The organism is Streptomyces rubradiris (assembly GCF_016860525.1).
GTDB classification, from domain to species: domain Bacteria; phylum Actinomycetota; class Actinomycetes; order Streptomycetales; family Streptomycetaceae; genus Streptomyces; species Streptomyces rubradiris.
In genome coordinates this window covers 4,723,934-4,750,456 of record NZ_BNEA01000015.1, presented here as the reverse complement: position 1 = coordinate 4,750,456, position 26,523 = coordinate 4,723,934, and the positions used below count along the sequence as shown (strand labels likewise).

The following is a 26,523-nucleotide window of genomic DNA, read 5'->3' as shown; positions in this document are numbered from 1 at the left end:
TAAGGAGACGCCTCCGCCACGGGCGCCCCGGTCACGAGTTGCCGGTGCCCGGTGCCCGGAAAAGCATGGGGAGGGTGAGCTATCTGCGCTTCCCCCACCTCAGCGGCGACCTGCTGTGCTTCGTGGCCGAGGACGACCTCTGGCTGACCCGCCTCGGCGCCCCGGAGCGCGCCTGGCGGCTCACCGCGGACCGCACCAAGGCCGGCCATCCGCGCTTCTCCCCCGACGGCCGCCACATCGCCTACACCTCCTGGCGCAGCCTCGTCCCCGAGATCCACCTCGTCGACGTGGACGGCGGCGGCCCCGCGCGCCGGCTGACCTACTGGGGCAGCGTCGACACCCAGGTCTGCGGCTGGACCCCGGACGGCGACATCCTGGCCGTCGCCTCCCACGGCCAGCCCTTCTCCCACTTCACCTGGGCCTACAAGGTGCCGCCCGACGGCGACCCGGGCGGCCGGCTGCCCTGGGGACCGGTCTCCGACATCCAGGTCACCGGCGCCGGCGGCGAGCGCCGGACGCTGCTGCTCACCGGCACCCCGCCGCACGAACCGGCCTCCTGGAAGCGCTACCGCGGCGGCGCCACGGGCCGCCTGTGGCTGCACGGGCGGCGGCTGCTGGCGGACCTCGGCGGCCATCTGGCCTGCCCCATGTTCGTCGCCGGCCGGATCGCCTTCCTCTCCGACCACGAGGGCGTCGGCAACCTCTACTCCTGCGCGCCCGACGGCACCGGCCTGCGCCGCCACACCGACCACGACGCCTTCTACGCCCGGCACGCCGCGAGCGACGGCAGCCGAGTGGTGTACCAGTGCGCGGGCGACCTGTGGCTGGTGGACGACCTCTCCCCCGGCGCCGGACCGCGCCGGCTCGACGTCCGGCTCGCCGGGCCCCGCACCGGCCGCCGCCCCTACCAGGTGCCGGCCGCGCAGCACGTCGACGGCATCTCCGTGGACGAGACCGGCCGGGCCAGCGCGGTCGTCGTCCGCGGCAGCCTGTACTGGCTCACCCACCGCGACGGCCCGGCCCGCACCCTCACCGAGACACCCGGCGTACGGGTACGGCTGCCGGAGATGCTGGGCTCGACCGGGCAGGTCGCCTGCGTCACCGACGCCGAGGGCGCGGACGCCGTCGAGATCTCCCGGCTCCCGCGCGCCACCGGCGACCGCGCCCCCCGCCGGCTGGCCTCCGGCGCCCTCGGCCGGGTCCTGGAACTGGCCTCCGACCCGCTGGGCGAACGGCTCGCGGTCGCCTCGCACGACGGACGGCTGCTGCTCATCGACGTACCGGACGAGCCCGAAGAGACGGCTGCGGAGGACACGGGCACGGTCACCGAGCTGGTCCGCTCCGGCAACGGGCCCGTCCGTGACCTCGCCTTCTCCCCGGACGGCGCCTGGCTCACCTGGTCGCACCCCGGCATCGGCCGCTCGCTCAGGCAGATCAAGCTGGCCCGCATCAAGGACCGGCTGATCGTGGACGTGACCAACGGCCGCTTCGAGGACGAGAACCCGGTCTTCACCCGCGACGGCCGCTACCTCGCCTTCCTGTCCTGGCGCGGCTTCGACCCGGTCTACGACGTGCACACCGGCGACCTGTCCTTCCCGCTCGGCTGCCGCCCCTACCTCGTCCCGCTGTCCTCGGCGACCCCCTCCCCCTTCGCGCTCAATCCGGAGGGCCGGCCGGCGGCCGGCGGGCTGGACCCGCTGGAGGACGAGGAGACCGGCGAGGCCGGCACGGTCACGGTCGAGGTGGAGGGGCTGGCGAACCGGGTCACCCCGTTCCCGGTGATCGCCTCCAAGTACTCCGGGCTCGCCCCGGTCGCGGGCGGCGGCCTGGTCTGGCTGCGCTGGCCGATCTCCGGCGCGCTCGGCGAGACCTTCGTCAACCCGGCCGACGTCAGCGGACGCCCGACCCTGGAGTACTTCAACATCACCAAGGCGAAGAAGTCCGAACTGGTCGACCACCTGGACTGGTTCGCGGTCAGCGGCGACGGCACCCGGCTGGTCGTGGTGGACGAGGGCGACCTGCGGGCGGTGCCGTCGACCGAGGTGGGCGACGGCGACACGACCGTGTGGATCGACGTGCGCCGCATCCTGCACGAGGTGGACCCGCCCGCCGAGTGGCGCCAGGCGTACGACGAGGCGGGCCGGCTGATCCGCGCCTACTTCTGGGACCCGGGCATGTGCGGCATCGACTGGGACGCGGTCCTCGACCAGTACCGCCCGCTGGTCGAACGCGTCGCCTCCCCCGACGAGTTCGCCGACCTGCTGCGCGAGGTCCTGGGCGAACTGGGCACCTCCCACGCCTATGTCACCGCCGCCCGCCGCAACGAGGGCCCGGCCCACTACCAGCGCTGGCAGGGCCTGCTCGGCGCCAACTTCGTCCGTCACGAGGGCCGTTGGCTGGTGCGGCGCATCCTGGCCGGCGACTCCTCCGACTCCCGGGCCCGCTCCCCGCTGGCCGGCACGGGCATCCGCGAGGGCGCCGTCCTCACCCATGTCGACGGCCGCCCGGTCGATCCGCTGACCGGCCCCTACCCGCTGCTCGCCGGTTCCGGCGGCACGACCGTGGAGCTGACGTTCACCCCGCCGGACGGCGAGCCCGGCGGACCCCGGCGGGTCGCCGTCGTCCCGCTCGTCGACGAACGGCCGCTGCGCTACCAGGACTGGGTGGCCAAACGCCGTGAGGTCGTACGGGAGTTGAGCGACGGCAAGTGCGGCTATCTGCACATCCCCGACATGGGCGGCTCCGGCTGGGCCCAGTTCAACCGCGACCTGCGCATGGAGATGTCCCGGCCGGCGCTGATCGTGGACGTGCGCGGCAACGCGGGCGGGCACATCAGCGAACTCGTGGTGGAGAAGCTGACCCGTACGATCCTGGGCTGGGACCTGACCCGGGACGCACAACCGGTGTCGTACGCCTCCAACGCCCCGCGCGGGCCGGTGGTGGCCCTGGCCGACGAGGCGACCTCCTCGGACGGCGACATGATCACGGCCGCCTTCAAGCTGCTGGAGCTCGGTCCGGTCGTCGGCCAGCGGACCTGGGGCGGGGTCGTCGGCATGACCGGGCGGCACCGCCTCGGCGACGGCACCGTCATCACCGTCCCGATGAACGCGGCCTGGTTCGACGCCTACGGCTGGTCCGTGGAGAACCACGGCGTCGCCCCCGACGTCGAGGTGCTGCGCACCCCCGTGGACTGGGCCGAGGGCCGCTACCCGGTGCTGGGCGAGGCCGTCCGGCTGGCCCTGGAACTGCTGGAGACCCGCCCGGCGGCGGTCCCCCCGGACTACTCCGGCGTGCCCGACCGGACCCGCCCGAAGCTGCCCCCGAGGCCGGCCGGACAGACAGGGGCGTGGGGTGCCCCCGGCGAAGGGCACCCCACGTCATAGGACCGGACTAGGCGTCGTAGTCCTGGTTGAACCGGTCCCGCACCTGCTGCTCCGTGTCCTCGATGTCACGGTGGTTCTGGGTGCCGCGCTGCGGCTGGCCCTGCCGGCCCTGCTGACCGGCCTTCTGACGGGCCTGCCCCGCCTCCTCCTGGGCCTTCTGCTTGGCCTGGCGGGACTTGTCCTGCATCTGGTCCTTCATACCCATGTGGGTTCACTCCCGAAGTGGGTGGGGATTCGGCCCCTCGCTGGGGCCTCGACCAGATTCACACGGCCCAACACCCTCCGCATGTCGATCAGTTACCGTGCGTGGCGCGGGCCGCCTCGTCGGCCGCCCCACCTGCGCCGACGAGCCCGGAGGACATCCCCCGCAGCCGGGGCGCGAACCGCTTCATCTCCCGCTGCCCGACCGTCCCGATGAGCGCCGGCAGACAGCCGCGCACCCCCTGCATGCCGCGCAGCCACCCCTGCCCGTACACGTGCGCCGAGCGCCGCTCGATCCCGGCGACGAGCCGGTCCACCGCCGGACCCAGCGGGTAGGTCTTGTTCGACGGCCAGGGCAGCCGCTGCCGCAGCTCGCGCATCACGTCGTCCTGGTCGGCGCCGCGCACCATGTCGGTGTCGGTCCACGACAGGTAGGCCACGCCGACCCGCACGCCCTGGTGGCCGACCTCGGCGCGCAGGCTGTGCGCGTACGCCTCCACGCCCGCCTTGGACGCGCAGTACGCCGTCATCATCGGCGCGGGCGTGAGCGCGGCCAGCGAGGCGATCTGCAGCAGGTAGCCCCGGCTCTCCGCCAGCACCGGCAGGAAGGCGCGCGCGGTCACCGCCGAGCCGATCAGGTTGACCTCGATCACCCGCCGCCAGGCCACCGGATCGGAGTCCGTGAACGGACCGCCGGTCGCCACACCGGCGTTGGCGACGACGATGTCGACCTTCCCGAAGCGCTCCTTCACCTCCCGCGCGACCCGGCTCATGGTCTCGTGGTCGGTGACGTCGGCGTACCAGTAGGCGCTGTCGTGGTGCAGCCGCCCGGAGACCTCCTTGAGCGCCTCCTCCTCCAGCCCGACCAGCGCCAGGCGCGCCCCGCGCGCTGACAGTTTGCGCGCCAGCAGCTCTCCGACACCGCGCGCGGCCCCCGTGACGACCGCGACCTGTCCTTCCAGGCTCACCCTGCTCATGCGCCCTCCTTGATCCGCACGGGGGCGGCCCCCGTGACATACGTGCCGACGAGTTCACGGATGCGGGCGGTCACCGTCTCCGGCGCCTCGACGGGGGTCATGTGGCCCACGCCGGCCAGCTCGGTGAGGCCGAGGCAGTGCGGCAGCGCGGCGGCCAGCGCGCGGGCGTGCACCGGGGGCGTGAGCCGGTCGGCGGCGCCGCACAGCACGGCGGTGGGCACGGTCAACCGCCGTACGCCGTGGTCGAGGTCGAGCGTGGCCAGCACCTTCGACCACGCGTGGCGCACCGCGCGGGGACAGGCGTGCACGATCCGCGCGCACGCCTCGACCCGGTCGGGGGCGCAACCAGCGCCCATGGTGGCGTACTTGAGGACGCTCTTCGCCACCGGCGTGACCGGTCCGAGCGGGGCGCGCGAGCCGAGGACGCGCCCGGTGAGCCAGGTGCGCACCCGCCCGGCGCGCAACGGCACCACGCGGGACTCGGCGACCAGCCGCGAACTGCCCGTGCTGCACAGCAGGACGGCGGCGGCGTGCTCCCGGAAGCCGGGGCGCCCGGCGGCGGCCATGACCGTCATGCCGCCCATGGAGTGGCCGGCGATCACCGCCTTCTCCCCGGGCGCGAGGGCCGCCGCGAGCACCGCCTCCAGGTCGTCCGCCAGCGCGTCGGTGGTGCACACGGGGTGCGCGGGGCTGCGCCCGTGCCCCCGCTGGTCGTAGACGATCACCCGGTGACCGGCGGCCAGCTCCCGTATCTGCGCCGCCCAGAACGCCGTCGAACAGGTCCAGCCGTGGGCGAGCACGACGGCGGGCGCGTCCTCGGGGCCGTGCACCTCGACGTGCAGCCGGGCACCGTCGGCGGAGACGGCGGTCAGGGTGCGGGCGGGCTCGGGCGGGACGTACGGGCCGGGGGCGGCCGGGGTGCGGCGGCTCACGCGAGCGCCTCGCTCCTGCGGCCGGCCACCGGCGCGGGCTTGCGGATCACCTCGTACTCCGCGAGGTCCACCCGCCGGGTCGCGCGCCGGAACTCGGTGGTCGTGCCGGGCCAGATGGTGGTGTTGCGGCCGCTCGGGTCCAGGTACCAGCTGGTGCAGCCGCCGGTGTTCCACACGGTCCGCTTCATCCGCTCCTGGACCCGCTCGTTCCAGGCGTCCACGGCGGCGGGCCGGGCGTCCAGGGCGGTGCGGCCCCCGAGGACGTCGAGCTGGCGCAGATAGTCGGCCAGGTAGTTCAGCTGGGACTCGATCATCAGGATCATGGAGGAGTTGCCCAGGCCGGTGTTGGGCCCGATGATCGTCATCCAGTTCGGGAACCCGGCCGCCGAGGCGCCGCGCAGCGCCCGCATGCCGTTCTTCCAGGTCTCCGCGAGCGTGGTCCCGTCCGCGCCGACCACCCGCTCGGCGATGGGCATGTCCGTGACGTGGAAACCGGTGCCGAAGATGATCGCGTCGACCTCGGCCTCGGTGCCGTCGGCCGCCACGACCGTGGAGCCGCGGATCTCGGTGAGCCCGCTGGCGACGACGTCCACGTTGGGCCGGGCGAGCGCCGGGTAGTACTCGCTGGACAGCAGGATTCGCTTGCAGCCTATGCGGTAGTCCGGGGTGAGCTTGGCGCGCAGGGCGGGGTCCTTGATGGCGCGGGCCATGTTCCGCTTGGCGAGCTGTTCGACGAGCCCGAGTTCGTCGGGGTGCTTGGTGAACGCCTGCACCTGGAGTTCCCGGATGCCCCACAGCAGCCCGCGCCGGGCCTGCGCGGTGACGGGCAGGCGCCGGTGCAGCCAGCGTTCGGGTCCGCTGATGGCGCGGTCCACGCGGGGCATCACCCACGGCGGGGTGCGCTGGAAGAGGGTGAGCCGGCCGACCTGCGGCTGGATGGCGGGCACGATCTGGATCGCGGAGGCGCCGGTGCCGACCATGGCGACCCGCTTGCCGCGCAGGTCGTAGTCGTGGTCCCAGCGGGCGGAGTGGAACACCTTGCCCGGGAAGGAGTCCAGGCCCGGGATCTCGGGGATCTTCGGGTCGGACAGCGGCCCGGTGGCGGAGACGACGACGTCGGCGCGCAGGGTGCCGCGGGTGGTCTCGATGGTCCACCACAGGTTCTCGGCGTCCCAGGTCATCAGCTTGACCTCGGAGTCGAACCGGATGTGCGGGCGCAGCCCGAACAGGTCGGTGACGTGCTCCAGGTAGGCGCGGATGTGCCGCTGCCCGGAGAAGGTGCGCGGCCAGTCGGGGTTGGGCGCGAAGGAGAAGGAGTACAGGTGCGAGGGCACGTCACAGGCGCACCCGGGGTAGCTGTTGTCCCGCCAGGTGCCGCCGACGCTGCCGGCCCGTTCCAGGACCACGAAGTCGGTGACCCCCTCCCGGCGCAGCCGCACGGCGGCCCCCAGCCCGCCGAACCCGGACCCGATCACCGCCACCCGTACATGCTCGTGCTCGGCCATCCCGAAGCCTCCACGCATCACCTAGGAACTGTGCCAGTGAACACTGGCGCAATGGGACTGTAGAGCAGCTCCGTACCGAGCGGTAGGGGGCGGGGAAGGGAAAGTTACCGGGGGTACACCTTAGGCTGCGGGCGTGGCAGAGGACGCAGAGCACAGGGAAGGCCCGCGCGAGTACCGCATGGAGGAGCTGGCCCGGCTGGCCGGCATCACCGTGCGCACCCTGCGCTTCTACCGCGAGCGGGGGCTGCTCGCGCCGCCCCGCCGTGAGGGGCGCATCGCCTGGTACGACGACCACCACCTGGCCCGGCTGCGCACCATCGCGGCCCTGCTGGAGCGCGGCCACACCCTCAGCGGTATAGCGGAACTCGCCGAGGCGCTGGACCAGGGCCGCGATGTCGCCGACCTGCTGGGCGTGGGGCCGCCCACCGAGGAGGAGCCGGTCCGCCTCACCCCCGAGGAACTCGCCGCCCGCTTCGAGGGCGAGGTCACGCCCGAGAACCTGGCCGCCGCGATGGAGCTGGGCTATCTCGGCACCGACGGCGACGAGATCGTGCACATCAGCCGGCGGCTGCTGGACGTCTCCTCGGCGCTGGTGCGCGAGGGCATCCCGCTCGCCGAGGTCCTGGCCGCCGCCGCCCGCGTCCGTGAGCACGCCGAGGCGCTGGCCGACCTGTTCGCCGACGTGATCTCGCGCCACGCCCCCGAGGACGACCTACGACGGCTGCGCCCGCTGGCCCGCAGCGTGGTGGAGGCGGAACTCTCCCTGGCCCTGGACCGCCGGCTGAACAAGCGGGACTGAGCCGGCCCCGAGGCCCCTGGAGCGCGAGACCCCGTGGAGCCCGAGGTCCCCTAGAGGTCGTAGACGACGGTCACCGGCGCGTGGTCCGACCAGCGTTCGGCGTGCGTGGCGGCCCGCTCCACGAATCCCTTGACCGCCCGGCCGGCGAGCCCGGGGGTGGCCACGTGGTAGTCGATGCGCCAGCCGGAGTCGTTGTCGAAGGCCCGCCCGCGGTAGGACCACCAGCTGTACGGCCCCTCGGTGTCCGGGTGCAGCGCGCGCACCACGTCGACGTAGCCGCCCTCCCCGGCGGCGAACACCCGGCCGAGCCAGTCCCGTTCCTCGGGCAGGAAGCCGGAGTTCTTGGTGTTGCCGCGCCAGTTCTTCAGGTCGGCCTCGCGGTGGGCGATGTTCCAGTCGCCGCACACCAGCACCTCGCGCCCGTCGGCGGCGGCGCGCTCGCGCAGCTCCTTGAGGTGGACCAGGAACTCGGCCATGAAGCGGACCTTCTCGTCCTGCCGTTCGGTGCCGACCTCGCCGGAGGGCAGATAGAGGGAGGCGACGGTGACGCCGGGCAGCTCGGCCTCCGCGTACCGGCCGCTGCCGTCGAACTCGGCGGAGCCGAAGCCGACCCGGACCCGGTCGGGCTCGCGCCGGGTGTAGAGGGAGACACCGGCACGGCCCTTGGCGGCGGCCGGGGCGTGCACGACGTGCCAGCCGTCGGGCTGCCGGACCTCCTCGGGCAGCTGGTGCGGCTCGGCGCGCACCTCCTGGAGGCAGACGACGTCCGCGTCCGTTCCGGCGAGCCACTCCACGAAGCCCTTCTTGGCGGCGGCCCGCAGCCCGTTCACGTTCACGGTGGTCACAGTCAGCACCCCGGCACGATACCGGCACACTGGTCGGGGTCCGAAAATCCGGGCTCCCGCCGACCACATAGAAATACGATGTCCAGCATGAACATACGCCGCGTTCGCTTCGATCACCCCGACGCCGTCAAGCTCAACGACGAGGTCCAGGCCGAGTACCACCTGCGCTACGGCGACGGGGGCGACGCCACGGCCCTGGCGCCCGAGGACTTCGACCCGCCCCGGGGCGTGTACCTCATCGCGTACGACGAGCGGGACCGCCCGGTGGCGACCGGCGGCTGGCGCAGCCAGGACCTCAACGACGAGGGCTACGAGGACGGCGACGCCGAACTGAAGCGCATGTTCGTCATCGAGGAGATGCGCGGCCGGGGCCTGGCCCGCCGCATCCTCGCGGCCCTGGAGGAGGACGCCCGCGCGGCCGGCCGGGTCCGCATGGTCCTGGAGACGGGCACCAAGCAGCCGGAGGCCATCGCCCTGTACACCTCCAGCGGCTACGAGCCGTGCGCCAAGTTCGGCTACTACCGCCACCACGAGGAGAGCCTCTGCTACGCCAAGCCCCTGTGAGCCACCCGGCCGCCCCTCGCGGGAGGGGCACCTCCGGCATTCCTGAACGACGAAGATCCCGCCGGTCGTGATGACCGACGGGATCTCATCGTGCAGTGGACCTGAGGGGATTTGAACCCCTGGCCCCCTCGATGCGAACGAGGTGCGCTACCGGACTGCGCCACAGGCCCTTGCAACGAGTGAAACTCTAGCATCCCGATCCGGGTGCTCGGAAATCCGCTCCCTGACTGGTCAGGGCGGGCGTGACCGAGGTCACTCGTTGGCGGCGCGGGGCCGGTCGCCGTCCTCGTACTGGTCGAACAGCGGCGTACGGCCGCGCTCGCGTGCCCGGCGGGCCGCGGCGGGGCCGGCGCCGCGCGAGCGGGTCCGCGGCTGCGGGCGGGCCTCTCCGCGGCCCTCCGCCGGCTGGTCCGCCGCGGCCGGCTCCGGGCGTTCGCCCGTCCCGTCCCGCGGCGCACGGTCCGCCTCCTGCTCCGGCACGACCGCGCTGGACCGCGCCGAGCTCCAGGTGTCGGGCGCCCCGAGGTCCACGTCGGAGGTGGCGCGCGGGGCCACGGGCGCGGTGACGTACGTCGGCAGGGGCACCGGCACCGGGTCCCAGCTCTCCCCGTGCCCGGGCCGCCGCTGCCGCTCGCGCTGCTGGTCGACCCACTCGGCGTGGTCGGTCTGCTCCACGAGCGCCCGCCGGTCGGCGGCGAGCGCGGACAGCTCCGCGTCGTCCGGGCCGGCGTCCTGCCCCGCGTCCGCCTCGTCCGCGCCCGCGTCCTCCTCCAGGGACGCGCGGCTGCGCGGCCGGCGTTCCCGCAGGCGCTGGGCGGCGGCCTCGGCGCGGCGGCGGTCCATCTGGTAGGCGAAGCGGCGCCGTTCCTGCGTCCGCAGGTAGGCGATGTAGGCGCTGAGCAGCACGGCCGGGATGCCTGGCGCCCACAGGAAGGCGAGCCCGCCGACGGCGGCGATGACCGTGCCGAGGGTGAAGGCGAGGAAGAGCATCACCGTGGTGCGCCGGCGGCGCGCGAGCACCTTCGAGCGCTGGGCGCGCGCGGCGGCCGTCTGCGCCGAGGACGCGCGCCGTGCCACCGGTTCACGCTGCGGGGCGGGCACGGAGGCGGGGTCGGGCGCCGGCGCGGGGGACCGGCCGGGGTCCGGCTCGGCACCCGCGGCCACCTCCGGCCCGTCGTCCAGGGGCTCGGCGTCCAGGCTCTCCTGACGGCGGGTCGGAGGCACGGCGAAAGCCCGGACGTCCACCGAGTCGGTGACGGCGTCCGGGCCGACGGCGTCCGGCTCCCCCTCCTGGGCGGAGCGCGCCCGCAGGTCCCTGGCGTACCGGCGCTCCATGCCCGCCCGTCCGGAAAGCAGCCGGATGGCGGTGCTGAAGCGTTCCGTCGGACGGGCCTCGTTCAGCTCGTCCTGCCTACGGAGCCACATCGGCACCAAGTAGGCGGCCCAGGCCCCGACAATGACTGCGTAGATGAGGCCGCTGCTGCTCACGCCTCACACGGTAGAGGGGTTTGCGTGAGGCCATCCGCCAATTGGGCCGGTGTGTCGCACGATCTGGCTGATATTTCCAGCATTTTTCGCGACGATGCGATTTTCAATAATCGAACATATTTTCAATTCACGGGCTCTCGGTGTGCTGAGCCCGCTGAGAGCGTGCCCGGTGCCACCGCGTCAGCAAACCGTCGGGCACCTCTTCCGCGGTGAGCGCGAAGACCAGATGGTCGCGCCAGGCGCCGTCGATGTGCAGATAGCGCGGCCGCAGCCCCTCCTCGCGGAATCCGAGTTTCTCCACCACGCGGCGGCTCGGCCGGTTCTCGGGACGAATGCAGACCTCTACGCGGTGCAGGCCGACGGTGCGGAAGCAGTGGTCCACCACGAGCGCGACCGCCGTCGGCACCACCCCGCGCCCGGCCACCGCCTCGTCCACCCAGTACCCGATGTGCCCCGAGCACATCGAGCCCCAGGTGATCCCGGCGACCGTCAACTGCCCGGCCAGCCGCCCCTCGTACTCGATGACGAACGGCAGCATCCGGCCCGCGCCGGCCTCCGAGCGCAGGTGCCGGACCATCTGACGGTAGGTCGGCCGGTGCGCCACCGGACCGCTCGGCGTGGGCGGCGGGATGGTCGCCTCCCAGGGGCGCAGCCAGTCGCGGTTGCGCCGGTTCACCTCACGCCAGGCCCGCTGGTCGCGCAGCTTTATCGGCCGGAGGACGACCTCTCCGTCCGCCAGCACGACGGGCCAGGAAGGGCTGTTCAGCTCGCACCCCCGCTGCCGGGTCTCGGGTGGTCGCCGCCGCGGATCTGGTCGACGGCGTGCACCAGCAGCGGCTCCAGCACGGCCAGGCCGTCGCGCACTCCGCCGGTCGACCCGGGCAGGTTCACGATCAGCGTCCGCCCGGCCACGCCCGCCAGGCCCCGGGACAGCGCGGCGGTGGGCACCTTCTCCCGCCCGTGGGCCCGGATCGCCTCGGCGATGCCCGGCACCTCCCGGTCGATCACCGCGCGGGTGGCCTCCGGGGTGCGGTCGGTGGGCGAGATGCCGGTGCCGCCGGTGGTGACCACCACGTCGTACCCGGCCGCCACGGCCGCCCGCAGGGCCTCCTCCACGGGGGCGCCGTCGGGGACGACCCGCGGCCCGGCCACGTCGAGGCCGAGGCCCCTGAGACCGTCGGCGACCAGCGGGCCGCCCTTGTCCGGGTAGACGCCGGCGGCGGCCCGGCTGGAGGCGGTGATCACCAGGGCGCGGTAGCTCATGCCCGGCTCCAGTCGCCCGACTTGCCGCCCGTCTTCTCCTCCACGCGCACGTCCGTGATGACCGCCCCCTTGTCGACCGCCTTGACCATGTCGACCACGGTGAGCGCGGCGACCGTCACCGCGGTGAGGGCCTCCATTTCGACGCCCGTGCGGTCCGTGGTCTTCACGGTGGCCCGGATCTCCACGGCGTCGTCCGTGACCGACAGGTCCAGTGTCACACCGGACACCGACAACGGGTGGCACAGCGGGATCAGCTCAGGGGTCCGCTTGGCCCCCATGATCCCGGCGATGCGCGCGGTGGCCAGGGCGTCACCCTTGGGCATCCCCTCGCCGCGCAGCAGCTCGATCACCCGCGGTGACACGAGGACCCGGCCACTGGCACGGGCGGTGCGCGCGGTCACGTCCTTCCCGGATACGTCGACCATGCGGGCCGCACCCGCCTCGTCGATGTGCGTCAGCCGTTCCTGCGTACTCATGCTGTGGCGCTCCCGGTCCGGGCCCGCGCGGTGCGCGGCGCGGGCCTGCTGTGCGCGCAACGGTACCGCCAAGCCGGGCCGGACAGCGGACCAGGATCGTCCCGTGGACGGGCACGCGCGCGTGCCTCAGCCGAGCAGCACGACCTCCACCTCGCCGCCGGGCTCCACGGACTCCGTGTCCTCGGGGACGACGATCAGCGCGTCGGCCTTGGCGAGCGCCGCGATCAGGTGGGATCCGGCCCCGCCCACGGGGGTCACCTCGCCGTCGGCGTACCGGCCGCGCAGGAACTGGCGGCGGCCCCGGGGCGAGCGCAGCGCCGCGTCCGCCTTCAGCGTGGCCCGGGTGCGGGGGCGGTGGAGTCCGGTCAGGCCCATCAGGGCGCGGATGGCGGGGCGGACGAACAGCTCGAAGGAGACGTACGACGACACCGGGTTGCCGGGCAGGGCCAGCAGCGGGGTGTGGTCGGGGCCGACGGTGCCGAAGCCCTGCGGCTTGCCGGGCTGCATGGCGAGCCTGCGGAACTCCACGCCGCTGCCCGCCTCGTCCTCGTCGCCGACGGACGACAACGCCTCCTTGACGACGTCGTAGGCGCCCACGCTGACCCCGCCGGTGGTCACCAGCAGGTCGGCGCGGATGAGCTGGTCCTCGATGGTGGTGCGGAGCGTCTCGGCGTCGTCGGCGACCGCGCCCACCCGGTAGGCGATGGCGCCCGCGTCCCGCGCGGCGGCGGTGAGGGCGAAGCTGTTGGAGTCGTAGATCTGCCCGGGGGCCAGTTCCTCACCGGGCTGGACGAGTTCGCTGCCGGTGGACAGCACGACCACGCGCGGGCGCGGGCGGACCCGCACCGTGCCGCGGCCGATCGCGGCGAGCAGCGCGATCTGCGGCGCGCCGAGGACCGTACCGGCCTCCAGGGCGAGCTCGCCGGCCCGTACGTCGCTGCCCTCGGCCCGCACGTGCGCGCGTGCCTCGGCGGGCCGGTACACGTGCACCTGCCCCTCCGCGCCCTCGGGGGCCAGGCTGCGCGCCCGCATGCCGCTCGCCGGGCCCTCGCCGAGCCCGCCGTCGGTCCACTCGACGGGGACGACGGTCTCGGCGCCGGGCGGCAGCGGGGCGCCGGTCATGATGCGCGCGGCCTGCCCGGGGCCGACCCGTACCGGATCGGCGGCGCCGGCCGCGACGTCCCCGACGACCTCCAGGACGGCCGGGAACTCCTCGCTCGCGCCGGCGACGTCCGCGACCCGCACCGCGTACCCGTCCATGGAGCTGTTGTCGAACGGGGGCAGGGAGACCGGCACCGTGACGTTCTCCACCAGGACGCAGCCCTGGGCGTCGAGCAGTTGCAGCTCGATGGGCTCCAGGGGGCGGACGGTGGCGAGGATGTCGTCCAGGTGCTCGTCCACCGACCACAGGTCGTCCGGGCCGGCGGGACGGGTCGCGGCGCTGCTCAAGACTGCTGCATCTCCTCGGCTACATAACTGCGGAGCCAGGTCCGGAAGTCCGGGCCCAGGTCCTCACGTTCGCACGCGAGTCTGACAATGGCACGCAGATAGTCGCCGCGGTCGCCGGTGTCGTAGCGGCGGCCCTTGAAGACGACGCCGTGCACGGGGCCGCCCACCTTCTCGTCCTGGGCGAGCTGCTGGAGGGCGTCGGTGAGCTGGATCTCGCCACCGCGGCCGGGCTCGGTCTCGCGCAGGACGCCGAAGACACCCGGGTCCAGGACGTAGCGGCCGATGATCGCGTAGCTGGACGGGGCGTCCGCCGGGTCCGGCTTCTCCACCAGTCCCGTCACCTTCACCACGTCGCCGTCGGCGGTGGCCTCCACGGCGGCGCAGCCGTAGAGGTGGATCTGCTCGGGGGCGACCTCCATGAGGGCGACGACGCTGCCGCCGTGCTGCTCCTGGACCTCGATCATGCGCCGCAGCAGCGGGTCGCGGGGGTCGATCAGGTCGTCACCGAGGAGGACGGCGAAGGGTTCGTGGCCGACGTGCGGGGCGGCGCACAGCACGGCGTGACCGAGTCCCCTGGGGTCGCCCTGGCGGACGTAGTGCATGGTGGCCAGGTCGCTGGACTCCTGCACCTTCGCGAGCCGCTCGGCGTCGCCCTTCTTCTCCAGTGCGGATTCCAGCTCGTAGTTGCGGTCGAAGTGGTCCTCCAGCGGGCGCTTGTTGCGTCCGGTGATCATGAGGACGTCGTCGAGCCCCGCCGACACGGCCTCCTCGACCACGTACTGGATCGCGGGCTTGTCGACGACGGGCAGCATCTCCTTGGGAGTGGCCTTGGTCGCCGGCAGGAACCGGGTGCCGAGGCCGGCTGCGGGAATGACAGCCTTGCTGATCCTGGGGTGGGACTGAGTCATGCCCGCCACAATATCGGGTGCCTTTGTGCGGAAACTGTGACTCGGGTGGATTGCCGCTCATATGAGCGGCATGACGAAAGGCGGCGAGGACGGCCAGTGGAACACGACGGGCCCGCGGGCGGTGCCGACAAGCGCGCGCTGCGGCGGGAGTTGCTCGGCGCGAGGAGCGGATTGACGGCGGCCGGCGTCCGCGAGGCGGGCCGCGAGCTGGCCGAGCGCGCCCTGGAACTGCCCGAGCTGGCCGCGGGGCGGACAGTGGCCGCGTACGTCTCGGTGGGCGGCGAACCGTCCACCCTCCCGCTGCTGGAGGCGCTGCGCGCGCGAGGGGTGCGCGTGCTGCTCCCCGCGCTGCTGCCCGACAACGACCTGGACTGGGGCGCATACACCGGTCCGGACTCGCTCGAACAAATCCGGCACAGCGGAAAGATGGCGCTTTTCGAACCCTCCGGCCCGCGTCTCGGCCCGGACGCCGTGACGGGCGCGGACGTCGTCCTGCTGCCGGGTCTCGCGGTGGACGCGCGCGGGATGCGCCTGGGGCGCGGCGGAGGCTCCTACGACCGGGTGCTGGCCCGGCTGGAACGCGCGGGCGCGCGCCCCCTGCTCGTGGTGCTGCTCTACGACACCGAGGTCGTCCCGCGCGTCCCGGCCGAGGCGCACGACAGGCCGGTGCACGCCGTGGTGACGCCGTCGGGCGTGCGCCGCTTCCCGGTCACCTGACCCGGGAGACCCGCCTCCTGGAGGGCCGGAAAACCCGCCTGCGGGACGGAAACGGCCCTCCACGCGCGCGTGGAGGGCCGTTTTCAGCGGGGCGCCGTCGAGATCACGGCTTGAGGACGAGGGTGTCGCTCGTGCTCTTGTCCACCGCCTTGCCCGAGAACGACCAGGGCAGCAGCTCGCCCTCGGCCCACTTGCCGGTCTGGTCGGTGTAGTGCGCGTTGAACGCGTGTCCGGAGGCGCCGGCCAGGTTGATCCACTTCGACTTGTCCAGGTCGGCGAGGTTGACGACCATCCGCATGGACGGCACCCAGACCACGTCGTAGCCGCCGGCCGCGTTCCAGCCGGTCGCGTTCACCGCGGCCTCGCCGCCGCTGAGCTTCCAGGGGCCGCGGTTCAGCAGGAGCTGCAGGGCCTTGGGACCCTCGGTGCCGAGCGTCTGGTTCTTCAGGAACAGCCGGTGCAGCCGGCCCCAGCTCCAGGTGTCGATGTCCTTGCCGAGCTTGGCGGTCAGCTCCCAGCGGGCGTCGATCATGGCCCGGGCGAAGAGCTGGTCGCGGTTGGCCGCGCCGGGGCGGGTGCCCGACTTGGGCGCCTTCCACCAGTCGCTGTCCGGCTTGTCCATCAGGGTGCGCACGACCTCGAACCAGCGGTCGCCGCCGTCCGGCTGCGCCTGGTCGGCGTCGCGCTGACCGCACTCGCGCACCTTGGTGTCGTCGTCCACCGGGCCGGTGCTGTCGATCTTGTCGACCCACAGGCACTGCCCCTTGACCCGCAGCTCCTTGGGCATCTTGTTGCCGAAGGCCAGCTTGAGGACGTTGCGCCAGACGGCGTTGAAGTACGCCGCCGCCGCCGAGTCGGCGTCCTGGGTGTAGTCCCAGCCCTCCAGCAGCTTCTGCGCCTGGCGGACCTCCGGGTCGGACAGGTTGATCTTCAGCAGCTTGGGCACCAGGAGCTTGGCGATCTCGCTGCTGTTGTCCAGCTGCATCTGCCGCATGTCGTCGGTGGAGACCTTGCCGCCGCCCTTGATCTTGGACTCGATCAGGTCGGTGACGCGCTGGCTGCGGGTGCCGTAGCCCCAGTCGGTGGTCAGCGTGTACGGGTACTTCTCCGGGTCGACCACGGCCTGGTTGGCGGTGACGATGTAGCCGCGCTCGGGGTCGTACTCGTAGGGCAGTTCGTCCTGCTCGACGAAGCCGGTCCAGCGGTACTTCGAGTCCCAGCCCGGTGCCGGGACGGCGCCGGTGACGCCCTCCGAGCGGGTGGGGATCCGGCCGGGCAGCGTGTAGCCGATGTGGTTGTCCGTGCTGGCGTAGACCAGGTTCTGCGAGGGCACGTCGAACTGGGCCGCCGCCGCGCGGAACTCGCTCCAGTCGGACGCCTTGTCCAGCGCGAACACGGCGTCCATGGTGGTGCCCGGGTCGAGCGCGGTCCACCGCAGCGCGATGCCGTAGCCGTCGCCGCGGTCGGGCGCGGCGGTGTTCACGGTGGCCTTCTTGCCGACCTGGACGAGTTCGTCGTCACGGTCGGACAGCAGCGGCATCCCGTCCTGGGTCTGGCGGACGACGATCGTCTTGGACTTGCCGCCGGCGACCTTGATCGTCTCCTCGCGGGTCTTGAACGGGCGGACCTTGCCGTCGTAGAGGTAGCCGTTCGCGCTGACCTTCTCCAGGTAGAGGTCGGTGACGTCGACACCGGAGTTGGTCAGGCCCCAGGCGATCTTCGCGTTGTGGCCGATGATCACACCGGGCATGCCGGCGAAGGTGTAGCCCGAGACGTCGTACTGGCACTTGTCGGAGACGCTCCGGCAGTGCAGGCCCATCTGGTACCAGACGGACGGCAGGGACGCCGACAGGTGCGGGTCGTTGGCGAGCAGCGGCTTGCCGGTGATGGTGTGCTTCCCGGCGACCACCCAGGAGTTGGAGCCGATGCCCTGGCCGTTCACGCCGACGGCCGTGGGCAGGTCGTCCAGGACCTCGGTGAGGCCCTCCAGCTGGCCGCTGAGCGTCGATCCGCCGCCGGTGGCGGTGGCGGAGCCGGAGGTGCCCGCCGCGCCCTGGGAGGAGCCGGTGAGGCCGCCGGTGAGGCCGGTCGTGCCCGTGGTGCCGGTCGTACCGGTGGTACCCGTCGTGCCCGTGCCGCCGGTCGTGCCCGTGCCGCCCGTCGCGCCCGTGCTGCCCGTCGCGCCCGTGCCGCCGGACGTGCCCGTGGCGCCGCTCTGCTCGAAGGCCTGGGTCAGTTCGTCGTACTGGCCCTCCTGCACGATCGGCTTGTTGCGGCCGGCCGGGTAGGCCGGGTACAGGTCCTGGATCTGCTGCGGGCCGAGGCGGCTGGTCATCAGGGCGCGGTCGATCTCGTCGCGCATGTTGCCGCGCAGGTCCCAGGCCATCGCCTTCAGCCACGACACCGAGTCGACCGGGGTCCACTTCTGCGGCTTGTAGTCGTTGGTGAGGCCCAGGGCCGCGTACTCGAGGGAGATGTCCTTGCCGTTCTTGCCCTCCAGGTAGGCGTTGACGCCCTTGGCGTAGGCCTGGAGGTACTTCTTCGTGGCGGCCGACAGCTTGGTCTCGTACTCCTGCTCGGCGATCCGGTCCCAGCCGAGGGTGCGCAGGAACTCGTCGTTCTCGACCTGGCTCTTGCCGAACATCTCCGACAGGCGCCCGGAGGTCATGTGCCGGCGCACGTCCATCTCGTAGAACCGGTCCTGCGCCTGCACGTAGCCCTGCGCCATGAACAGGTCCGCGTCCGAGGAGGCGTAGATCTGCGGGATGCCGTAGCCGTCCCGCTTCACGTCGACCGGACCGGACAGGCCGTCGAGCCGGAGCGTGCCGGTGGTCTGCGGGAAGGAGGCGCGTACGGTGCTGATCGTCCAGTACGCCCCGTAGGCGATGCCTCCGATGACGGCCAGGACCAGCACCAGCACGATCAGGCGGGCTTTGCGCCCCTTCTTCCTGCCGGACTTGACGGACGTGGCACCCGTGGTGGCGGTGTCACCCGTTGTGGCGGTGGTGTTGGGGGGCATCGCTGTCCTTGCTGTCCTAACGCGAGCGGCAGGTCGGGCTGTGACTTTGAATGAGCGCTGGAGCAACCATAGGCGCAGGGCCCCGTCCCGCTTGACGCGGAGTCGCGAACCAGCGCGCACGAGCGTTCGATCTTGCCCTGCCGAACGTCAAGAAAGCGTCAAGAGTTAGGTAAGGTAACGAAGTAACCGGAGGCGCCGACCCCACATACGGAGGTCCCCAGCCCCAGATACGAGGGAGGAACGCCCGCTGACTGTTCACCACCTCAACCAGCTCCTGCTCGTCTGCTCCGCCGTCCTGCTCGTCGCCGTCGCGGCCGTCCGGATCTCCTCCCGCAGCGGGCTCCCCAGCCTGCTCGTCTACCTCGGCATCGGCGTCCTCATGGGCCAGGACGGCATCGGCGGCATCCACTTCGACAGCGCCGAGGTGACCCAGGTCATGGGGTACGCGGCCCTGGTCGTGATCCTGGCCGAAGGCGGCCTCGGCACGAAGTGGAAGGAGATCCGGCCGGTCCTGTCCTCCGCCTCCGTGCTGGCCACGGCGGGCGTCGCGATCAGCGTCGGGGTCACCGCGGCGGGCGCGCACTACCTGGTGGGGCTGGAGTGGCGGCAGGCGCTCATCATCGGCGCGGTGGTGTCGTCGACGGACGCGGCGGCGGTCTTCTCGGTCCTGCGCAGGATTCCCCTCCCCGCGCGCGTGACGGGCACGCTGGAGGCGGAGTCCGGCTTCAACGACGCCCCGGTGGTCATCCTCGTCGTCGCCTTCTCCACGGCCGGCCCGGTCGAGCACTGGTACCTGCTGCTCGGCGAGATCGCCCTGGAGCTGGCCATCGGCGCGGCCATCGGGATCGCCGTCGGCTGGTTCGGGTCCTGGGGGCTCAGGCACGTGGCGCTGCCGGCCTCCGGCCTCTACCCGATCGCCGTGCTCGCGATCACCGTCGCCGCCTACGCCGCCGGCGCCCTGGCGCACGGCAGCGGCTTCCTCGCCGTCTACCTGGCCTCGATGATGCTCGGCAACGCGCGCCTGCCGCACTGGCCGGCCACGCGCGGCTTCGCCGAGGGGCTCGGCTGGATCGCCCAGATCGGCATGTTCGTCGTCCTCGGCCTGCTGGTCACCCCGCACGAGCTGGGCGACGACATCTTGCCCGCCGTGGTCATCGGGCTGGTCCTGACCATGGTGGCCCGCCCGCTGAGCGTGGTGGGCAGCCTGGCGCCGTTCCGGGTGCCGTGGCGGGAGCAGGCCCTGATGTCGTGGGCGGGGCTGCGCGGCGCCGTGCCCATCATCCTGGCCACCATCCCCATGGTGAACGGCGTCGACGCCAGCCGCCGCATCTTCAACATCGTCTTCGTACTGGTCGTCGTCTACACCCTGGTCCAGGGCCCGACCCTGCCCTGGCTGGCGCGCCTGCTGCGGCTGGGCGAGCAGGGCGAGGCGTCCGACCTCGGCATCGAGTCGGCGCCCCTGGAGCGGCTGCGCGGGCATCTGCTGTCCGTCACCGTTCCCGAGGGGTCGCGGATGCACGGCGTGGAGATCAGCGAGCTGCGGCTGCCGCCAGGCGCGGCCGTCACGCTGGTCGTCCGCGAAGAGGAATCGTTTGTCCCGCTGCCCACGACGGTGCTGCGGCGCGGCGACGAGCTGCTGGTCGTCGCCACCGATCCGGTCCGTGACGCGGCGGAACGGCGCCTGCGCGCGGTCGCCCACGGCGGCAAGCTGGCGGGCTGGCTGGGGACGAACGGCTCGCGCTGAGGGTCCGCCGCGAGGCCGCGTAGGAGCATGGTGCGCGTGTCAAGGGCGCTAGGGGGCGCTTGAAGGGCTCTTGAAGGACGCTGGGAAGGCGCTGGCAGGGCGCTGGGAGGATGCTGGGAAGGCGCTGGCAGGACGCGTTTCTTGGTGGCCGCTCCCCGTGGAAACTCAGGCGGACGACCGGATGGTGCTCGTTTTCACAGTCGCGCAAGCGGTGATCCCTGTACGATTGGGGCGCACCCTGATCGAACCAACTCTGCCTGACGCAGAGCTGGCGCGACCGTATGGCGGCCGGGTCGCCCCCACCTGAGCGGGCACCGGCATCTACCGCAGTCCGCGCAAGAGGACAGCTCTCGGCGCCCGGCCCGCACGGGGTCGCGCGCTACCAGGCGGCAGAAAGGCACGGGCCGTGGGATCCACGGTCACCACCAACGAACCGGAGAAGACCTCGCCGGCGTCCTCCCGCCCCGGATACGGACAGCTGCTGCGCACCCGCGGCGCCTGGACGTTCCTGCTGCCCGGCTTCGCGGCACGTCAGCCGTTCGCGATGCTCACCCTCTCCATCGTGCTGCTCGTCCAGCACACCACCGGCTCGTACGGCGCCGCGGGCGCCGTCGCCGCGGTCACCGGCGTCTCCATGGCACTGTTCGCGCCCTACAGCGGCCGGCTGGCCGACCGCTACGGCCAGCGCGCGGTCCTGGTGCCGGGCGTGCTGGTGCACACGGTCTCCGGCATCTCCCTGACCGCGCTCGCGCTGGCGCACGCCCCCCTGTGGGCGCTGTTCGTCGCGGCCGTCCCGACCGGCGCCTCGGTGCCGCAGGTCGGCCCCATGGTGCGGGCGCGCTGGGGGGTCAAGCTCCAGGGCTCGCCCCTGATGACCACCGCGGCGGCCTTCGAGTCGGTCACGGACGAGCTGACCTTCGTCTTCGGTCCCCTGCTGGCGACCGCGCTGTGCACCACCGTGGCGCCGGCCGCCGGCCTGATCACGGAGGGCGCGCTGACCCTCGTCGGCGGTCTCCTCTTCGCCGCCCAGAAGAGCACCGAGCCGTCGGTGTCCCAGGAGGCCGGGCACGCGCGCGTGCGGCACGCCTCGGCCCTGCGCGTCCCGGGCGTGTGCGTGCTGATCGTGATCTTCCTGGGCATCGGGTCGGTCTTCGGCGGCATGCAGGTCTCGCTCGCGGCCTTCACGGAGTCGATCGGCGAGCCCGGCCTGAACGGCGTCCTGTACGGCGTCTTCGCCGCCGGGAACATGCTGTCCGGCATCGTCTGCGGCGCGATCGCCTGGAAGACGGCGCCCCAGAAGCGCCTGCTGATCGGTTACGCGGCGCTCGCGGTGGCGGCGTCGGCGCTGTGGCCGGCGCACTCCGTCGCGCTGCTCGCCGCGCTCGGCCTGCTGGTCGGCATGTGCATCGCCCCGTCCCTGATCACCGGCTACACGCTGGTCGACGGACTGGTCCCGGCCGGCGCCCGTACCGAGGCGTTCACCTGGCTGACCGGCGCGGTCGCGCTCGGCCAGGCCGCCGCCGTGACGGTCGCGGGACAGCTGGAGGACCGGCTGTGGGACGGCGCCGGGTTCCTGGTGCCCATGGGCGGTACCGTGCTCGCGCTGATCACCCTGGTGGCCCTGCGCTCGCGGCTGGTCACACCGGACCGGAACCGCACCGTCGCGCGTGGCGTGGGTCACCGCACCCCGGTAGCGGTGGACTGATCCCCGGGAATACGTCACTATGGACCGTCGTTAGCACTCATTGAGTGAGAGTGCCAGGAGGAAGACAGTGCCGACCTACCAGTACCAGTGCACCGAGTGCGGCGAGGGCCTTGAGGCGGTGCAGAAGTTCACCGACGATGCCCTGACCGAGTGCCCCAGCTGCAACGGGCGCCTGAAGAAGGTGTTCTCCGCGGTCGGCATCGTCTTCAAGGGCTCCGGGTTCTACCGCAACGACTCCCGCGGCTCCACGTCGAGCAGCAGCCCGGCCTCGAAGCCGGCCGCCTCGTCGTCGGACACGAAGTCGGCCTCGACGTCGTCGGCCTCGTCTTCGTCGTCTTCGTCGTCGAGCTCCACCAGCAGCTCCGCCGCCTGAGACCTCTCACCCGGGACCCTGCCGTCGCCCGACGGCGGGGTCTTCGGCGTCCCGGCACCGGACCGGCTGTCCGCGCACCGGCTCCCCCGCCCTTCCGCGGGCCGCTAGTGTGCTGGTCATGGCGAACGCAGAGATCGGCGTAATCGGCGGCTCGGGGTTCTACTCCTTCCTGGACGACGTGACCGAAGTCCAGGTGGACACCCCCTACGGAGCGCCCAGCGACTCCCTCTTCCTCGGCGAGGTCGCCGGGCGGCGGGTCGCCTTCCTGCCCCGCCACGGCCGCGGCCACCATCTGCCGCCGCACCGCATCAACTACCGCGCCAACCTCTGGGCACTGCGCTCGGTCGGCGTCCGGCAGGTGCTCGGCCCGTGCGCGGTGGGCGGGCTGCGCCCCGAGCACGGACCGGGCACCCTGCTGATCCCGGACCAGCTGGTGGACCGTACGAAGTCCAGGGCGCAGACCTACTTCGACGGGCTGCCGCTGCCCGACGGCACCGTGCCGAACGTGGTCCACGTGTCCATGGCCGACCCCTACTGCCCCACCGGCCGGGCCGTCGCGCTGAAGGCGGCGCGCGGCCGGGACTGGGAGCCGGTGGACGGCGGCACGCTGGTCGTGGTGGAGGGCCCGCGCTTCTCGACGCGCGCCGAGTCGCTGTGGCACCAGGCCCAGGGCTGGTCGGTGGTGGGCATGACCGGCCACCCGGAAGCGGCGCTCGCCCGGGAACTGGAGCTGTGCTACACGTCGCTGACCCTGGCCACCGACCTGGACGCGGGCGCCGAGACCGGCGAGGGCGTCTCGCACGATGAGGTCCTGCGGGTCTTCTCGGCCAACGTCGACCGCCTGCGCGGCGTCCTGTTCGACGCGGTGGCGGCCCTGCCGGCCCCCGACGCCCGGGACTGCCTGTGCGTGAACGCCCTCGGCGGGATGGAGCCGGGGTTCGCGCTGCCGTAGGGCGGACGGACCCAGGGTTCGCGCTGCCGTACGGGAGACGGACCCAGGGTTCGCGCTGCCGTAGGGCGGGGTGGGCAAGGGGTTGCTGACGGGGCTTGCTCGGGGGTGCCGGCACAGGCTTGGCTGCCGGGCCCAGCCGGGTAATGGGCGGAATCTCTCGTTCGGGTGAGCGAGTTATCCACAAGCCGTTCGTCGTCCACCGGTCCCGGCGCGATCCGGCGGGAGCCGTCATCGTGGCACCGCAAGCCGAAATCCTCGTCGCAGGCGGTGACCCCATGACCTCGCCCGTACCTCCCCTCTCCCTCCGCCCGGCCCCGTCCCCGTACCCGCCGTTCCCCCACCCGCGCTCACCCGCCCGCTCCTCCTTCCCAGCCCCCTTCCGGCCGCCGCGCCCGCTGGGTACGGACGCCCCGGCGATCCGCGAGGTACCCCCCTTCGATCCGGTACGGGTGCGCGGCGGGCGGTATCAGCTGCAACGGCTGGTGCGACACCGCAGGCGCGCCCTGGCCGTCGGTCTCGCGGTGACCGCGGCGGCGCTGGTGGCCGCGGGTCCGGGGACGGCGCCGGAGCCGCACGGACCGCAGCGGCCCCGCGGGCACCCCGTCGGCCCGGTACGGCCGCGCCCGGCGGCGGAGCTGGTGACGGCCCCGGTGCGGATCGCGGACGCCGCCACGGTGCGGCTGCTCCGGCCCGGCGATCGCGTCGACGTCATCGCGGCGCAGGAACCGCCCGCCGACGGCGCCCGGGTGCTCGCGCGCGGTGTCAGGGTGACGAAGGTGCCGGAACCGCCGGGCGGCACCGCCGAGAGCGGGGCCCTGATCGTGCTGTCGGTGCCCCGGGCCACGGCCGCCCGGCTGGTCGGCGCGAGTGCCACCGCGCGCCTGGCGGTGACGCTGTGCTGAACCAGCGTGCACACCCCGTCAACGGATTGCTGTCAAGTCGCTCGATCGAGTTACCGAAGTGGGCACCGGGGCCGCACCCTGCCGTAGGTTGCGGAGCGTTTCGTTCCACACCCTGTGCATACGAGGAGAGTCCCCGAGGTGAGCGCGAAGAAGGAACCGAGCGTCTGGCAGGGCTTCAAGGCCTTCCTGATGCGCGGCAACGTCGTCGATCTGGCAGTCGCGGTGGTCATCGGCGCGGCCTTCACCAACATCGTCAACTCGGTGGTGAAGGGAGTCATCAACCCGCTGGTCGGGGCGATCGGCACGCAGAACCTCGACCACTACAGCTCCTGCCTGAAGTCCCCGTGCAAGGTGGCCGCCGACGGCACGGTGCAGAGCGGTGTGCCGATCATGTGGGGCTCCGTCCTGGGCGCCACACTCTCCTTCGTGATCACCGCGGCGGTGGTCTACTTCCTGATGGTCCTGCCGATGTCCAAGTACCTGGCCCGGCAGGCGGACCGGAAGGCGGCGCGCGAGGGCACCAAGGAGATCGTGGAGGTGAGCGAGCTGGAGGTGCTCAAGGAGATCCGGGACGCCCTGGTCGCACAGCGCGGCCCGGGACGGACCGGCGAGCGCTAGCGACGCTCCGGGAGACCGTTCACCGGCGGTCGCCCGCGCACAAGAGGAGGCCCGCCCACAAGAGGACGCCAGCCCGCAGACGGCTGCCCGTGCGGAGGGAGCGGTCCGCTCAGCGGCGGTGGTCCGTTCAGAGGTGGTGCGGCGGCTTCTCGTCCAGGAAGCGCTTGAGGTCGGCGGCGCTGTCGCCGTCGGTCCGCTCGCCCCACCCGCGGTCGGTGTCGTCCGAGGATTGCTGGTCCAGCGGATCGTCGAAGACCAGCGCGGGCTTCGGGGCGCGCGGCTCGGGAGCGGATTCGGGAGCGGTGCTCATGCCACCAGGGTACGGCTCCCGTGCCGGCGGCCCGGCGGGCTGCCCGCCCCCGGCGCCGGACGGCCGGCCCGCCCTTCGCGCGCACGAGGGCGTGAACAGGATTTCGCGGCCGGTTTCTGCTGTCCTGGGAATCATGACGCCGAGTTCCGCGCCCCCGCCCGCCCCCTCCGGCGCACCGCGGCCCCCGGGCCCCCTGCGACGGCTCACCGCACGCGGCCGGGAGGAGGCGCACCGCGTCGCCTCCCCGCTGGAGCTGTTCTTCGACCTGTGCTTCGTCGTGGCGGTCGCGCAGGCGGGCGTGCAGCTGGTGCACGCCGTCGCGGAAGGACACGCGGGCACCGGAATCCTGGACTACGCGATGGTGTTCTACGCGATCTGGTGGGCCTGGATGAACTTCACCTGGTTCGCCTCCGCGTACGACAACGACGACGCGCTCTACCGGGTCGTCACCCTCGTGCAGATCGCCGGCGTGCTGGTCCTGGCGGCCGGTGTCTCCCGGGCCTTCACGGACCGCGACTTCCTGCTGGTCTGGCTCGGTTACGCGATCATGCGGCTGGCGATGGTCTGGCAGTGGCTGAGAGCCGCGAGATCGGCCGGCGGCACGGAGCGGACCACGGCACTGCGGTACGCGGGCGGGGTGCTGCTGTGCCAGGCGGGCTGGCTCGGCCTGGTGCTGCTGCCGGAGCCCGCGCGGCCCTGGGTGTTCCTGGTGATGGCGCTCGTGGAACTGTGCGTGCCGCTGTACGCCGAGCGGCAGCGGATGACCCCCTGGCACCCGCATCACATCGCCGAACGCTACGGACTGTTCACGATCATCGTGCTCGGCGAGACGATCGCCGCGGCCACGGTCGCGGTGAAGTCCGCCCTGGCCGAGCGCAGCACACCGGCCGAGCTGCTGCCCATCGCGGCGGGCGGGTTGCTGATCGTCTTCGCCGCGTGGTGGATCTACTTCGCGGTCCCCATCCACGGACATCTGCGCTCCAGCAGGCGGGCGTTCGTCTGGGGTTACGGCCACTACGTGGTGTTCGCCTCGGCGGCGGCCGTCGGCGCGGGGCTGGAGGTGGCCGTGGAGCAGGCGACCGGCAAAGCGCACATCTCCACCCTCGCCGCGTCGGCCGCCGTCACCCTGCCGACGGCGCTGTATCTGCTGACGGTGTGGGCGCTGCACTCCCGGCACTTCAAGGTGGGCCTCGCCCAGCAGCTGGTGCTTCCGGTCACGGCCCTGCTGGTGATCTGCTGCACGTTCCTCGGCGACTGGGCGGTGTTCGCGGCGGGACTGGTGTCCGCGGCCTCGGTGGTGACCGGGGTGGCGCTGACGGCACGCACGGCCGCCGGGGAGGGCCGTCCGGGCACCGCCGCCCCGGCCGGCTGAGCCCTCCGGGGAGGGCACTCG

24 protein-coding genes and 1 tRNA gene are annotated in these 26,523 nt (G+C 72.8%); 11 read left to right on the top strand and 14 right to left on the bottom strand.

Annotated elements, in window-relative coordinates:
• Positions 1-74 precede the first annotated feature (74 nt).
• The gene (locus Srubr_RS34400; protein ID WP_189992137.1) at positions 75-3,383 is read left to right on the top strand and encodes a S41 family peptidase; all 3,309 of its coding nucleotides are present in this window, start codon (positions 75-77) and stop codon (positions 3,381-3,383) included.
• 7 nt (positions 3,384-3,390) lie between these two features.
• On the opposite strand, the gene Srubr_RS34395 is transcribed toward Srubr_RS34400, so the two are convergent.
• The 4 genes from Srubr_RS34395 to Srubr_RS34380 all read right to left on the bottom strand — a co-directional run bounded on the left by Srubr_RS34395 (position 3,391) and on the right by Srubr_RS34380 (position 6,998).
• On the bottom strand, positions 3,391-3,588 hold the full coding sequence (locus tag Srubr_RS34395; protein ID WP_189992139.1) for a hypothetical protein: 198 nt from the start codon (positions 3,586-3,588) through the stop codon (positions 3,391-3,393).
• Between the two features lie 88 nt (positions 3,589-3,676).
• Positions 3,677-4,561 (bottom strand): SDR family oxidoreductase, encoded by an 885-nt coding sequence (locus Srubr_RS34390; RefSeq protein WP_189992141.1) that lies wholly within the window; start codon positions 4,559-4,561, stop codon positions 3,677-3,679.
• A complete protein-coding gene (locus Srubr_RS34385) occupies positions 4,558-5,493 on the bottom strand; it encodes an alpha/beta fold hydrolase (RefSeq protein WP_189992143.1) in 936 nt (311 codons plus the stop codon). The genes Srubr_RS34390 and Srubr_RS34385 overlap by 4 nt, the downstream gene beginning before the upstream one ends.
• The gene (locus tag Srubr_RS34380; RefSeq protein ID WP_189992145.1) at positions 5,490-6,998 is read right to left on the bottom strand and encodes a flavin-containing monooxygenase; all 1,509 of its coding nucleotides are present in this window, start codon (positions 6,996-6,998) and stop codon (positions 5,490-5,492) included. Before Srubr_RS34380 ends, Srubr_RS34385 begins: the two co-directional genes overlap by 4 nt.
• A gap of 178 nt (positions 6,999-7,176) precedes the next feature.
• On the opposite strand from Srubr_RS34380, the gene Srubr_RS34375 reads away from it, so the two are divergent.
• Positions 7,177-7,797 (top strand): MerR family transcriptional regulator, encoded by a 621-nt coding sequence (locus Srubr_RS34375; protein WP_030779089.1) that lies wholly within the window; start codon positions 7,177-7,179, stop codon positions 7,795-7,797.
• 50 nt (positions 7,798-7,847) lie between these two features.
• Here the strand turns inward: Srubr_RS34375 and Srubr_RS34370 are convergent, their stop codons facing one another.
• Positions 7,848-8,651, bottom strand: coding sequence for an exodeoxyribonuclease III (locus Srubr_RS34370; protein ID WP_189992146.1), 804 nt, complete (start codon positions 8,649-8,651; stop codon positions 7,848-7,850).
• Positions 8,652-8,729: 78 nt separating this feature from the next.
• Here Srubr_RS34370 and Srubr_RS34365 point away from each other — a divergent pair, with 78 nt between their 5' ends.
• Positions 8,730-9,206, top strand: coding sequence for a GNAT family N-acetyltransferase (locus Srubr_RS34365; protein ID WP_189992148.1), 477 nt, complete (start codon positions 8,730-8,732; stop codon positions 9,204-9,206).
• Between the two features lie 96 nt (positions 9,207-9,302).
• Here the strand turns inward: Srubr_RS34365 and Srubr_RS34360 are convergent.
• From Srubr_RS34360 to galU, 7 genes are all read right to left on the bottom strand, one after another.
• Positions 9,303-9,376 (bottom strand) — tRNA-Ala (locus Srubr_RS34360).
• Positions 9,377-9,458: 82 nt separating this feature from the next.
• The gene (sepX, locus tag Srubr_RS34355) at positions 9,459-10,694 is read right to left on the bottom strand and encodes a divisome protein SepX/GlpR (protein ID WP_189992150.1); all 1,236 of its coding nucleotides are present in this window, start codon (positions 10,692-10,694) and stop codon (positions 9,459-9,461) included.
• A gap of 127 nt (positions 10,695-10,821) precedes the next feature.
• Positions 10,822-11,436 carry a GNAT family N-acetyltransferase gene (locus Srubr_RS34350; RefSeq protein WP_189992152.1) on the bottom strand — a complete coding sequence of 205 codons (615 nt, stop codon included), beginning with the start codon at positions 11,434-11,436 and terminating at the stop codon, positions 10,822-10,824.
• 20 nt (positions 11,437-11,456) lie between these two features.
• Positions 11,457-11,957: a MogA/MoaB family molybdenum cofactor biosynthesis protein gene (locus Srubr_RS34345; protein WP_189992154.1), complete on the bottom strand. Its 501-nt coding sequence runs from the start codon at positions 11,955-11,957 to the stop codon at positions 11,457-11,459.
• On the bottom strand, positions 11,954-12,433 hold the full coding sequence (gene moaC, locus Srubr_RS34340) for a cyclic pyranopterin monophosphate synthase MoaC (protein WP_189992156.1): 480 nt from the start codon (positions 12,431-12,433) through the stop codon (positions 11,954-11,956). Before moaC ends, Srubr_RS34345 begins: the two co-directional genes overlap by 4 nt.
• Before the next feature lie 126 nt (positions 12,434-12,559).
• Positions 12,560-13,882, bottom strand: coding sequence for a molybdotransferase-like divisome protein Glp (gene glp, locus Srubr_RS34335; protein ID WP_189992158.1), 1,323 nt, complete (start codon positions 13,880-13,882; stop codon positions 12,560-12,562).
• The gene (gene galU / locus Srubr_RS34330; RefSeq protein WP_189992160.1) at positions 13,879-14,790 is read right to left on the bottom strand and encodes a UTP--glucose-1-phosphate uridylyltransferase GalU; all 912 of its coding nucleotides are present in this window, start codon (positions 14,788-14,790) and stop codon (positions 13,879-13,881) included. Before galU ends, glp begins: the two co-directional genes overlap by 4 nt.
• 96 nt (positions 14,791-14,886) lie before the next feature.
• Between galU and Srubr_RS34325 the strand changes: the two genes are divergently transcribed.
• Positions 14,887-15,507: a 5-formyltetrahydrofolate cyclo-ligase gene (locus Srubr_RS34325; protein ID WP_189992162.1), complete on the top strand. Its 621-nt coding sequence runs from the start codon at positions 14,887-14,889 to the stop codon at positions 15,505-15,507.
• Positions 15,508-15,610: 103 nt separating this feature from the next.
• Here the strand turns inward: Srubr_RS34325 and Srubr_RS34320 are convergent, their stop codons facing one another.
• The gene (locus tag Srubr_RS34320) at positions 15,611-18,526 is read right to left on the bottom strand and encodes a penicillin acylase family protein (protein ID WP_189992163.1); all 2,916 of its coding nucleotides are present in this window, start codon (positions 18,524-18,526) and stop codon (positions 15,611-15,613) included.
• 205 nt (positions 18,527-18,731) lie between these two features.
• Between Srubr_RS34320 and Srubr_RS34315 the strand changes: the two genes are divergently transcribed.
• The 6 genes from Srubr_RS34315 to mscL all read left to right on the top strand — a co-directional run bounded on the left by Srubr_RS34315 (position 18,732) and on the right by mscL (position 24,820).
• Positions 18,732-20,270: a potassium/proton antiporter gene (locus tag Srubr_RS34315; protein ID WP_229926578.1), complete on the top strand. Its 1,539-nt coding sequence runs from the start codon at positions 18,732-18,734 to the stop codon at positions 20,268-20,270.
• Positions 20,271-20,676: 406 nt separating this feature from the next.
• Positions 20,677-21,975: an MFS transporter gene (locus Srubr_RS34310; protein ID WP_189992165.1), complete on the top strand. Its 1,299-nt coding sequence runs from the start codon at positions 20,677-20,679 to the stop codon at positions 21,973-21,975.
• Positions 21,976-22,042: 67 nt separating this feature from the next.
• Positions 22,043-22,348, top strand: coding sequence for an FmdB family zinc ribbon protein (locus Srubr_RS34305; protein ID WP_189992168.1), 306 nt, complete (start codon positions 22,043-22,045; stop codon positions 22,346-22,348).
• 118 nt (positions 22,349-22,466) lie between these two features.
• Positions 22,467-23,300 carry an S-methyl-5'-thioadenosine phosphorylase gene (locus Srubr_RS34300; protein ID WP_189992170.1) on the top strand — a complete coding sequence of 278 codons (834 nt, stop codon included), beginning with the start codon at positions 22,467-22,469 and terminating at the stop codon, positions 23,298-23,300.
• Between the two features lie 275 nt (positions 23,301-23,575).
• The gene (locus Srubr_RS34295; protein ID WP_229926555.1) at positions 23,576-24,202 is read left to right on the top strand and encodes a CpaB family protein; all 627 of its coding nucleotides are present in this window, start codon (positions 23,576-23,578) and stop codon (positions 24,200-24,202) included.
• Positions 24,203-24,340: 138 nt separating this feature from the next.
• Positions 24,341-24,820: a large conductance mechanosensitive channel protein MscL gene (mscL, locus tag Srubr_RS34290; protein WP_189992172.1), complete on the top strand. Its 480-nt coding sequence runs from the start codon at positions 24,341-24,343 to the stop codon at positions 24,818-24,820.
• A 127-nt stretch (positions 24,821-24,947) separates the two neighbouring features.
• Here the strand turns inward: mscL and Srubr_RS34285 are convergent, their stop codons facing one another.
• On the bottom strand, positions 24,948-25,130 hold the full coding sequence (locus tag Srubr_RS34285) for a hypothetical protein (RefSeq protein ID WP_189992174.1): 183 nt from the start codon (positions 25,128-25,130) through the stop codon (positions 24,948-24,950).
• A 133-nt stretch (positions 25,131-25,263) separates the two neighbouring features.
• Here Srubr_RS34285 and Srubr_RS34280 point away from each other — a divergent pair, with 133 nt between their 5' ends.
• Positions 25,264-26,502, top strand: a complete 1,239-nt coding sequence (locus Srubr_RS34280; protein WP_189992176.1) for a low temperature requirement protein A — start codon at positions 25,264-25,266, stop codon at positions 26,500-26,502.
• Positions 26,503-26,523: the final 21 nt, after the last annotated feature.

Bases quoted from the DNA above. Each gene is read 5' to 3' on its own strand.
- Srubr_RS34395 (WP_189992139.1), bottom strand. From the start codon at position 3,588: ATGGGTATGAAGGACCAGATGCAGGACAAGTCCCGCCAGGCCAAGCAG.
- Srubr_RS34390 (WP_189992141.1), bottom strand. From the start codon at position 4,561: ATGAGCAGGGTGAGCCTGGAAGGACAGGTCGCGGTCGTCACGGGGGCC.
- Srubr_RS34380 (WP_189992145.1), bottom strand. From the start codon at position 6,998: ATGGCCGAGCACGAGCATGTACGGGTGGCGGTGATCGGGTCCGGGTTC.
- Srubr_RS34375 (WP_030779089.1), top strand. From the start codon at position 7,177: ATGGAGGAGCTGGCCCGGCTGGCCGGCATCACCGTGCGCACCCTGCGC.
- Srubr_RS34365 (WP_189992148.1), top strand. From the start codon at position 8,730: ATGAACATACGCCGCGTTCGCTTCGATCACCCCGACGCCGTCAAGCTC.
- Srubr_RS34345 (WP_189992154.1), bottom strand. From the start codon at position 11,957: ATGAGCTACCGCGCCCTGGTGATCACCGCCTCCAGCCGGGCCGCCGCC.
- moaC (WP_189992156.1), bottom strand. From the start codon at position 12,433: ATGAGTACGCAGGAACGGCTGACGCACATCGACGAGGCGGGTGCGGCC.
- galU (WP_189992160.1), bottom strand. From the start codon at position 14,790: ATGACTCAGTCCCACCCCAGGATCAGCAAGGCTGTCATTCCCGCAGCC.
- Srubr_RS34320 (WP_189992163.1), bottom strand. From the start codon at position 18,526: ATGCCCCCCAACACCACCGCCACAACGGGTGACACCGCCACCACGGGT.
- Srubr_RS34300 (WP_189992170.1), top strand. From the start codon at position 22,467: ATGGCGAACGCAGAGATCGGCGTAATCGGCGGCTCGGGGTTCTACTCC.
- Srubr_RS34295 (WP_229926555.1), top strand. From the start codon at position 23,576: ATGACCTCGCCCGTACCTCCCCTCTCCCTCCGCCCGGCCCCGTCCCCG.
- Srubr_RS34285 (WP_189992174.1), bottom strand. From the start codon at position 25,130: ATGAGCACCGCTCCCGAATCCGCTCCCGAGCCGCGCGCCCCGAAGCCC.
- Srubr_RS34280 (WP_189992176.1), top strand. From the start codon at position 25,264: ATGACGCCGAGTTCCGCGCCCCCGCCCGCCCCCTCCGGCGCACCGCGG.